The sequence below is a fragment of the Limosilactobacillus sp. genome, from assembly GCF_040772465.1.
GTDB lineage: Bacteria > Bacillota > Bacilli > Lactobacillales > Lactobacillaceae > Limosilactobacillus.
This window is the reverse complement of record NZ_JAXGYB010000001.1, coordinates 22,054-32,001: the sequence shown is the minus strand read 5'-3', so window position 1 is coordinate 32,001 and position 9,948 is coordinate 22,054. Positions and strand designations below refer to the sequence as shown.

Below are 9,948 nucleotides of genomic sequence, written 5' to 3'. Positions count from 1 at the left end.
ATAATTAATGGCAAATGAGTATGGAGGAATTGGATTATGGTGAGTTTGATTGTGATGATCGTTATTATCGTGATTGTGCTACTGCTGTTAGCAGGGACGATCACGATCATTCCGCAGAATTATCAGGGATTGGTGGAAACTTTCGGTAAGTACACTCGCTCTGTGTCGGCCGGATTGAATATCAAGATTCCGTTGGTTCAGCGAGTACAGAAAGTTTCGCTGGCCTTGCAGCCACTGGCATTGCAACGTTATTCGGTTATTACCAAGGATAATGCTGATGTGCAGGTCAGTGTGACGCTCAACTACCAGGTGGATGACGCCCAAAAATATTTCTACAACAACACGAATTCTGAGGAAAGCATGAGCCAGCTGGTACGGGGTCACCTGCGTGACATTATCGGTCGGATGTCACTGGACCAGGCGCTCGGGCAGACGGCACAGATCAACCGGGAGCTTTTCGACGCGGTGGACAGCCTGACGGGGATGTTTGGCATCAAGATCATTCGTGTCAATATCGACGAGTTGGATCCGTCAAAAGAAATTCAGGAAGCGATGGATCAGCAACTAACGGCGGACCGGAAGAAGCGGGCACAGATTGCCCAGGCGGAAGGGGAAGCCAAGAACATCGAGTTGACTAATAATGCCCAAAACCAGGCGCTAATCAACACGGCTAAAGCCAAAGCCACTGCTAAGAAGACGGCGGCGGATGCCGAAGCCTACCGAATTCAAAAGGTTCAGGCAGCCCTCGCCAGTGCTGATGATAACTACTTCAAGAACCAGTCTTTGCGGGCTTTTGGTCAGTTGGCTGATGGGGACAGCAACCTCGTCGTGATGGACCGTGAAAATTTGACAAAGTTAGGAGACCTGCCGGCGACTAAAAAATTATTGGGCATAGATGGTCAGTCAAGTGTCGAGGACGGCAAGCAGACCAAGTAGAGATCGTAAGAAGGGAGGACCGACCATGATCATCCACACACTTGGCGGTAAGCAAACGGACAGTTACGCCGCTACGCGCCATTACCTAGACCAAAAGCGGATTGATGGCAAGATCGTCCTCCATCCAAGCTTTGAAGAAATTTATGATCAAATAGCCGCCTTTGCTGGAGACTATCTGCTAGTACCAGCTGCCTTTCGCAGTCAATCGGGTTCATCTTGGGGTGATCTTCATTACAAGTATCTGACTCACCTGGACCTAGTTGATAGTTTCATTACTAAGTTGGACACGATGGTTGTGGCTAAGCGTTCAGCACCACGAGCCATTGCCTATAGTCATGCGGCCACGGCGTCTCTCTTGAAATCGCTGCTCCCTTCCGATGTCGAATTGCGTCTCGCCCCCAGCAAAGTAGCGGCTTACCAAGCCTTTCTACATGACGGCCGTTACGTCCTGACAAGTCAAAAGCTGCTTGGTTCGTCACTTCAGGACATCCAGATACTAAAAAAGCTCCCAGCAAAAATGCTGTGGAGCCTGTATCGAATTATTTAGCTGGTAGATCAATTATTGTTGATTGCTTCCATGCTTTCCTTGTACTTCTCTTGGATGAAGTCAGCGGAACGTTGGAGTTTCTTTAACTCGTCATCCGTCAGCTTCAGTTGAGCCTGCTTGACGATTCCGTCGCGACCAACGATGGCGGGGTAGGAGAGGTAGATGCCGTATTCTTTGCGGTAGTTGGAAACCGGCATTTCAGTCAGGGCGTTGGAAAGAATGGTGTTAGTCAGGTGAACCGCTGCCGTGGCAACACCATAGCTGGTATACTTCTTGCCTTTGAAGACGGTCCAGCCACCCATCCGGGCTTCTTCATCCAACTTGTCGAGGTCGAGCCCTTCAGTTTTAGCCAATTCCGTGATTGGCGTGTCGAGGACCCGGACGGTGGACCAGGCGGTGAATTGGGAATTGCCGTGTTCACCGAGGTTGTAACCGTCAACGGAGCGTGGGTCGACGTGGAGCTGGTGGGCCACAGCACGTTTCATCCGGGCAGAATCAAGGAGGGTACCAGTACCGATGACGTGGTTCTTCGGCAGGCCGGTGATTTGTTGGTACATTGAAGTGATGACGTCAACGGGGTTAGTGATGACCACCATCAGACCATGGAAACCACTATTTTTGATGTCCTTAGCGACCTGACTGACTGCTTTGCGGGTAAATGGCAGTTCAGCAAATCGGTCAGCGTCTGGGTTATCCTGCAGCTTGATGTTACCGAGGGCTGAGATGATGACGTCGGTATCTTTCAGTTCGCTGTAGTCGTTGACTTTGATGTCTGTGTGGACGGGAAGATTGGCCATGGCATCTTCAAAGTCGAGGGCGTCGGACTTCACCTTATCCTCGTTCTTATCGATCAGGACTAACTCGTCGGCAAAACCGTTGGCAACGATGTAGTGGGCAGCGGTGGAACCTACGTGGCCCATTCCAATAACTGCAATTTTACGAGACATAGCAATTCCTTCTTTCTGATAAAATAGTGAGATTAACTAACCAGAATCTAATTATAACATGGAACGTTGAATTGAATAGATAAGAAAAATGCCACTGCGGGTGCAGTGACGCTTGTTTTTTATCAGCTTACTCTATGCCCAATAGAAGTTTGGACGGTAGACTACTTGGTACGGACGATCATCATCGTTCCAGTACCACTGGTAATCGAATTCTTGGACAGCTTGGCCCCTTGCTCCATAGTTGGAGTTTGGATCGCTGCTCCAGTAGTAGCCGCAAGTTGAGATACAGTGTGGACTAGTGCCATCAGTGTCGATGACAACAACGTGACCATTAGCACCACCAGAAGCACCAGGGTTACCCCAAACGACGATATCACCATACTGGACATTTTGAACACCACGGCCCTGGCCAGCGATGTAGTAGCCGTTTTGGCGTAAGTAGTTACCGATGTCTAGAGTGGAGTAGAGGTGAGCTGGTGTTGAACCACCGGCAGACCAAACGGCTTGGGTCATGGAACCAGAACAATCAGCCGTCCCATCACTGCCATTCCGTGAACCATACATCGAGTAAGTCAGACGACCACGCCGTGACAGGAACCAGTCAATTACCCGTTGGTTGAAACCAATAAAGGCACCAGAACTTTGGAAGGTGACTTGGTGACCATTGATCCAGTGGGTACCGGTGTACATCTTGCAGCTGCTTGGGTCGAAGTAGTACCAGTAGTGTCCAATGAAAGCCCATCCGGTATCAGCCCAGGCGTTAGTCGGGTCGCCATAGTACCAATCAGATCCTTGGTGAATCCAGCCCGTTTGTGCCCAAGCATTAGTGGGATCGAAGTAGTACCAGCGGCCGTTAATTAATTGCCAGCCGGTACGAGCCGTACCGTTGTTGTTGAAGTAGTACCAATTACCGGCGTTGGAACGATACCAGCCTGTTGTGGCATCAGCATTAGCACCGAAGTAGTACCATGAACCATTAATCCGTTCCCATTGGTTGACGGCAAAACTGTGGTTAGCAGTGTTGAAGTAATAGTAGCGGTTGCCAATTTGGTTCAAACCATTGGAGAATGAAGTGGTGATGATGTCACCGGTCGTTGGGTCAAAGTGATAGGTCCGACCATCGATGGTTGCGGTAGCTTGCCGGGTACCATTTTGGGTATTGTAGTACTGAAGTGAGTGGCTAGCCGGGTTGTAGATCAAACCGGTTTCCTGGGCACCACTAGTAGCGAAGAAGTAATATTGACCATTAATCTCGGTCGCACCCGTAGCCATTACGTGATTTGCCGGGTTCAGGTAGTAACGATGGCCACCATTGCTGAGCCAGCCAGAAACGGCAGTTCCGTTGTTATTGAAGTAGTACCAGTGGTTGTTAACCAACTGCCAGCCAGTCTTCATTGATCCGTAAGGGCCGCCATTCTGGAGACTGAAGTAGTAGGTCTGACCATTAAGTTCGGTAAGGCCAGCTGCCATCCGGCCAGTCGTTGGGTCGAGGTAGTAGCGTTGACCACCCAGTGTTTGCCAGCCAGTTTCGGCCCAGGCGTTGCTTGGGTCAAAGTAGTACCAGTTATTGCTGAGATGTTGCCAGCCGGTAAGGGCCCAGGCATTAGTGGTGTCGAAGTAATAACGGTGGCCGTTGATGGTCTGCCAGCTAATCTGTGCCTGCCCATCACGGTTGAAGTAGTACCAACGTCCGTTGATGTATTGCCAGTTGGTTAAAGCGGCACCAGAACCAGCAAAACCATACCAGCGCCCGTTGATGACTTGCCAGCCGGTCAGCATCGCACCGTAGTTGCCATCATGACGCTGGTCCAGGTAGTAGGTACTGCCATTGATCCGTTGCAATCCCGCTTGCATTTGAGCAGATTCAGGATTGAAGTAGAACCACTGGTTATTGAGACGTGCCCAGCCAGTAGCGGCAGCCCCAGAGTTATTAAAGTAGTACCAGTTATTGTTAACAACTTGCCAACCAGTTCGCATGGCACCATAGTTACCGTCATGGTTTGGGTTGAGGTAGTAGACACTGTTGTTAATCCGTTGCAAACCAGTTTCCATGATGTTGGTTTGTGGGTTCATGTAGAACCAATTATTGTTGACCCACTGCCAGTTGGTCATCGTCCGACCGTTGTTGAAGTAATACCAGTCATTCTGGTTGTTTTGCCAACCATTGGCCAGTTGTCCCTGGCTGTTGCGCCAGATCGAACTACCATCGCTATTTGTTTGCATTTGGTAACCATTAATCGAGGTTACCTGCTGGTTTTGATTAGCATTTGAATTACTCTGGTTGGTGTTATTTTGCGTTGAGTTTCCCTGTGCCTGACTACCAGTATTGGAAGTAGCTGGTGCAGGTTGGACAACTTGCACATTTTGAACATTGGTATTAGCACTAGCATTCTGAACATCATCGGCATATGCCTTGCCACCCAACATGCCAAAAGCGACAATTGCTGCAGTAAGCCACAGTTTGCCAGCTTTGTACATCTTGAAATGTTTCTTCATCTTCAGTTTTCCCCCATTAAATTTTAGAAATTTTTTACACTTTTAATATCATAGCATTATTCAGACAAATTAATAGATATGTGAACAATTTTCCCTAAATTAGTTGACATTTGAAAGTTATCAGCTAAAATCAATTTAAATATTAAAACAAGATGAGAATAGTAAGAGATAATCTTAATCCACAGCGAGCGTCGGTTGGTGAAAGGGCGTATTAAGAGAGTCTCTGAATGAACTTATCAGAATTGGAATGGGTGCAAGCTACATTTCCGGGCGATGACCGTTATCCATTAAAGAGGCTGCTATCTAGCAGTGAATATAGGTGGTACCACGGTCGTCGTCCTTGTGTTGATTGCACAGGGACGTTTTTTAGTTTGGGAGGTTTTTATCAATGTCACGAGTTAAATCAGAAGATGAACGTCAATACTTGGAAAATGTTTTTGATAAATTAGGGTTCACGAAGGAAAATGGTCAGTTGTTAGCTGATACCTTAGTTGATGCAGATTTGCGGGGAATTTCATCACACGGGATTCAGCGTTTGGATTGGTACCGACGGATGATTAAAGATGGGACCATTGTTCCAACCCGTGAACCAAAGGTGGTTCGTGAACTGCCAGGAACGGTGCTGGTCGATGCTAACCAAAACATGGGACAGATTGCCGCTAACCTGGCTATGGACAAAGTAATTGAAAAGGCTAAGAAGGTCGGCGTTGGTATTGGAGTGGTCAAGAACTCCAACCACTTTGGTATTGCTGGCTACTATGCTCGCAAGGCTTTACGCGCTGGCTTAGTTGGTATTGCGCTGACTAACACCCGTCCGCTGGTTTTGCCGACTAACGCAACCCAAGCCTTCTTAGGATCTAATGCCTTTGCCTTTGGTTTCCCGGCTAGTCCGCACCCGTTCATGTTTGACGGGGCTACTTCAACTGTTGCTAGTGGCAAGATTCAATTAGCTGACAAGAAGGGTGAAAAGCTGCCAGGTCAGTGGGTTGTTAATAAAGACCGTCAATTGGTTAATGATCCACGGGAAGCCGAAGATATTTTGGCACGGGCCGCTTTCAGTGACACCCAAATTGGTGGGGGTCTGCTGACGCTTGGTGGTACGGACGTAGAAAACAGCAACTACAAGGGAATGGGCAATTCGATCGTCGTAGAATTGCTGACGGGGATTCTTGCTCAGGGTTCCATTTCTGCCGACACAGTTCGTGGCAAGCACGACTTCAGTCAGTTTGTCTTTGCCTTTGATCCATCCTTCTTCGGGGATCCTGACAAATTGAAGGCAGATGCCACTGCAATGCTCAACCGAATTCGCAACCTGAAGCACGTGCCGGGCAAGACTATCTGGGTTCCAGGTGACCGGGAATACAAGAACCTTGCCAATAATCAGAAGCAAGGTGTGAATATTGATGATAAAACTTATGAAGAAATTTCGCAGATTGGTCAAGAACTTGGAGTTAATGTCCCAGCTAAGATATAATAAGAGTAAGTAACTCTTTTTAATCTGATAGAAAGAAGCAGGGATCAAGTGCAGTTCTTAACACATCATCAACGCTATCGACTGTGGAGGTGGACGGCAACGGCTGCTGCCGGCCTTCTTTTAAGTACCTTTGCATACGGCCAGAATGCACTGGCTGACGATACTGCTACCAACACCGTAAACAGTACCAGTGTGCAAAATACGGCACAAAGCAGCCAACAAGTAACGACACCCAGCAGTGCACAGGCAACCCAGCCATCTGCTAGCAGTACTGACACACGGGTCAAGGTGACGCCAGCAGTCGGTGACCAGGGTGAGCCTGAGGGCCTCAAGAAAACTGCCAATAGTGGTGGCATCACGAAGCCCAACACTAAGTACACGGAAATTGCCAATTCCCAGTATGGGGAATTTGGTACTCAGACCGCGAAGACCTGGGGCAATCCGAATGATCCCACTATTCGCAGGGCGACTGTGTCCAATTTAAATCAGTTGCCACTGACTTTTGTACCGGGCCAACTGATTTATGATCCTGATAACGATACTTCGCCCCGGATTGATAGTCAGCAGGGCTTGACCGAAGTGCAGATGAATTTCTTACGTGAACTGGGCGTCAACTGGCTTAATCAGTACCGTAGCTACGTTTATGATCACTATCCGGAAATTTATCAGTACTACAATCGTCTGGGCGGTTACACGTCTGCATCGGGGATGGATAATATCCGGCCGTTCACTTTGCTGAATACCGATGTGGCAGCCAGCATCGGGGATCAGGAAGCACGGATGCGTGCTAATGACAAGATGGATGCGGTCCAGCATGATTTAACTAATCCTGATATTTGGCGGATTGTTCAAAATACTACTCATTCTGATGCTCTGCAGCAGGCTATTCTCAATAACTTGGTGGCAGATGGCGCTATCCGTAGTAAAGATGACATCTATCTGTACCCTGACAATAACGAAAATCTCTACATTGTTAGTGGAACCACTTTGTTACAGTACGCTATTGACCTATACAACCGGATGCAGGCAATGCTTTATGGTGAGCTCAATGATCCCGGTGTGACGACCACGACACAGTTAGGGCATGCTATTAATGCCTTGAGATTCGCAGATCTCTTGACTGGAATAGGATTCCAGCGTTCAGCCCAGCACCCGATGACTTACTACGTCACTTTCGACAGTCAATCCTTCTCACCTTACGTCAGTGCTAGTTTATCTAGCGAAGCTCAGGCTTGGTATAAGACACGTGGCATCACGCTGAATAGTGCTTACTTGCGTGACAAGATCAACGCGATGATTACTAGTGGGCGGCTGAGTCAATACCTCGGCAAAGAAGTGACATCGGCTGAATACAACACGATTGTTGACGCCCAAACGATTGGGGTGCATGTCGGCTGGGATTGGCGTAATGGTAATTGGTACTACTACAACCAGTATGGCGACATCATGACCGGTTGGCAGTTAATTAAGGGCTCCTGGTACTACATGGACCTCACTTCTGGGATCATGGCTACAGGGCTGACGACTGTTAATGGTCAACTCTATGACATGAGCAGTGGCGGTCAGATGTTGACTGGCTGGCAGTATACCAACGGACATTGGTACTACTTGGCTCCGTCAGGTGCGGCCGAAAGCGGTTGGCAACTGCTGAGGGGTAGCTGGTACTATCTAGATCCTAGTTCGCACCAGATGTACACTGGTGTTCATAAGATCAACGGTCGTGTCTATGGTTTTAATAACAGTGGGGCAATGCTCTACGGTTGGCAGGCAATCAATGGTAACTGGTATTACTTCTCTGGTTCCGGTGCTGCTAACACTGGCTGGCAATTGATCGGCAATCAATGGTTCTACTTCGATCCGACCACGGCGGTAATGGCGGCTGGTTTGCATAATTTCAACGGACGTTACTACTACCTCAATGATCAACACAATGGTTCGTATGGTGCCATGAGGACGGGGTGGCAAATCATCAACGGCCACTGGTATGGCTTCGATAACTCTGGTGCGGCTTGGACTGGTTGGCGATTGATCAACGGTCGCTGGTACTATTTCAATGATCAAGGACGCGCTGATACTGGCTTACAGATGATTAATGGTCGCCACTATTACTTCGACCAGTCGAACGCCTGGGCCCTGACCGGCTGGCAGAAGTTGTCCAACCACTGGTACTACTTTGATTCAGCTAATGCCTGGGCTGACACGGGTTGGCGGTTCATTAACGGTCGCTGGTACTACTTCAATGATCAAGGGCAGGCCGACACGGGTCTGCAGACGATCAATGGTCTTCGCTATTACTTTGATCAGGATAATGCCTGGGCCCTTACCGGCTGGCAAAAGTTATCCAATCATTGGTATTACTTTGACCCGGCCAATGCTTGGGCTGATATAGGTTGGCAATTCATCAATGGGCGTTGGTACTACTTCAATGACCAAGGACAGGCGCTTTCCGGCTGGCAAACGATCAACGGCCATCGTTACTACTTTGATCCCAGCAATGCCTGGGCTCTAACAGGGTGGCAGACGTTCAATGGGCACTGGTATTACTTTGACCAGAATAATGCCTGGGCTCTGACTGGATGGCAAACGATTGGTAACCATCGTTACTACTTTGACGCTAATGGTCAGATGGCGACTGGCACGCAGGTGATTAATCACGTCCGCTATACCTTCGATAGCCGACATGACGGTTATTACGGATCACTGCTGAGCTCTACCCCCGTTAGGACAAACAATGACGGGGATGCGGTTGCGCCTGCAGAAGATCAAGAAACAACGAATTAAAATTTAACGAAATAGGCTCTAGCGTTCAGTCAGGCTGAATGCTGGAGCCTTTTACGTACAAAAAAGCCGCAACCGGAGGCTTCGGTTGCGACTCGTCAATAAAAAGATTTCAGGAGTCCAATTATGTGATCAGGCGATTTTCACAAATACCGAAGAAAATTTTGAAATCAAAAAAATGACGTCAAGCAGCGCCATTATGGGTATCGGGAGGATTTGATTGGGGCAGGATTAACTGTTTCTGAGAAAAAGATTAAAATATCCCTTGCATTTCTCATTTGTCCGTGTAGAATACTAAATAACAAATCAACCAAAGCAAATAACAACATTGATCGAGAACGGTGATTGATGATGAATTTAGAGAACCGGTGGTTGGTGAAAACCGGTGTGAGTCATGATGAACTGATCGCTCGTGAGTTGAGCATCGAACGTTTTTTTAATTAGTAGATTGCCCTGGTAGCACCCATTACAGTGCCAGCTAATCGTCACGTGAAGTGGCCGTTAGTGAAGGTGGTTTCCGGCCTCTCGTGTCGGGAATCGCGAAGAAAGGTGGTACCACGCAACAGCGTCCTTTTAAATCTCCCTTTATGGGGAGGTTGGAGGACGCTGTTTTTTATTTACCGAGGTTGGAAAAAAGGTGGTGATGATCATGTCGGAAGATGACATTAGTGGCATTAAAGTGCCAGGTAAGATTTTAAGCAATTCAAAGAATAGTGAGACTAACAAGAACATGGTGATCGTCACCGTTCCAGCTGCGGAATAGTTGAGAT

The 9,948-nt window shown here is 48.1% G+C and carries 6 protein-coding genes; 4 read left to right on the top strand and 2 right to left on the bottom strand.

Annotation, left to right across the window (positions count from 1 at the left end; all coding sequences use genetic code 11):
• The first annotated feature begins 36 nt into the window (after positions 1 to 36).
• A complete protein-coding gene (locus tag AB3114_RS00135; RefSeq protein ID WP_367341240.1) occupies positions 37 to 936 on the top strand; it encodes an SPFH domain-containing protein in 900 nt (299 codons plus the stop codon).
• Between the two features lie 25 nt (positions 937 to 961).
• Positions 962 to 1,483 carry a hypothetical protein gene (locus AB3114_RS00130; RefSeq protein WP_367341239.1) on the top strand — a complete coding sequence of 174 codons (522 nt, stop codon included), beginning with the start codon at positions 962 to 964 and terminating at the stop codon, positions 1,481 to 1,483.
• An 8-nt stretch (positions 1,484 to 1,491) separates the two neighbouring features.
• Here the strand turns inward: AB3114_RS00130 and AB3114_RS00125 are convergent, their stop codons facing one another.
• Positions 1,492 to 2,430, bottom strand: coding sequence for an L-lactate dehydrogenase (locus tag AB3114_RS00125; protein ID WP_367341238.1), 939 nt, complete (start codon positions 2,428 to 2,430; stop codon positions 1,492 to 1,494).
• A gap of 132 nt (positions 2,431 to 2,562) precedes the next feature.
• Complete coding sequence (locus AB3114_RS00120; RefSeq protein WP_367341237.1) at positions 2,563 to 4,926, bottom strand: peptidoglycan amidohydrolase family protein; 2,364 nt, start codon at positions 4,924 to 4,926, stop codon at positions 2,563 to 2,565.
• 388 nt (positions 4,927 to 5,314) lie between these two features.
• Between AB3114_RS00120 and AB3114_RS00115 the strand changes: the two genes are divergently transcribed.
• Both AB3114_RS00115 and AB3114_RS00110 read left to right on the top strand, forming a co-directional pair.
• Positions 5,315 to 6,400, top strand: a complete 1,086-nt coding sequence (locus tag AB3114_RS00115; RefSeq protein WP_367341236.1) for an Ldh family oxidoreductase — start codon at positions 5,315 to 5,317, stop codon at positions 6,398 to 6,400.
• Positions 6,401 to 6,448: 48 nt separating this feature from the next.
• Positions 6,449 to 9,181 carry a hypothetical protein gene (locus tag AB3114_RS00110; protein WP_367341235.1) on the top strand — a complete coding sequence of 911 codons (2,733 nt, stop codon included), beginning with the start codon at positions 6,449 to 6,451 and terminating at the stop codon, positions 9,179 to 9,181.
• The last annotated feature ends 767 nt before the right edge of the window (positions 9,182 to 9,948 follow it).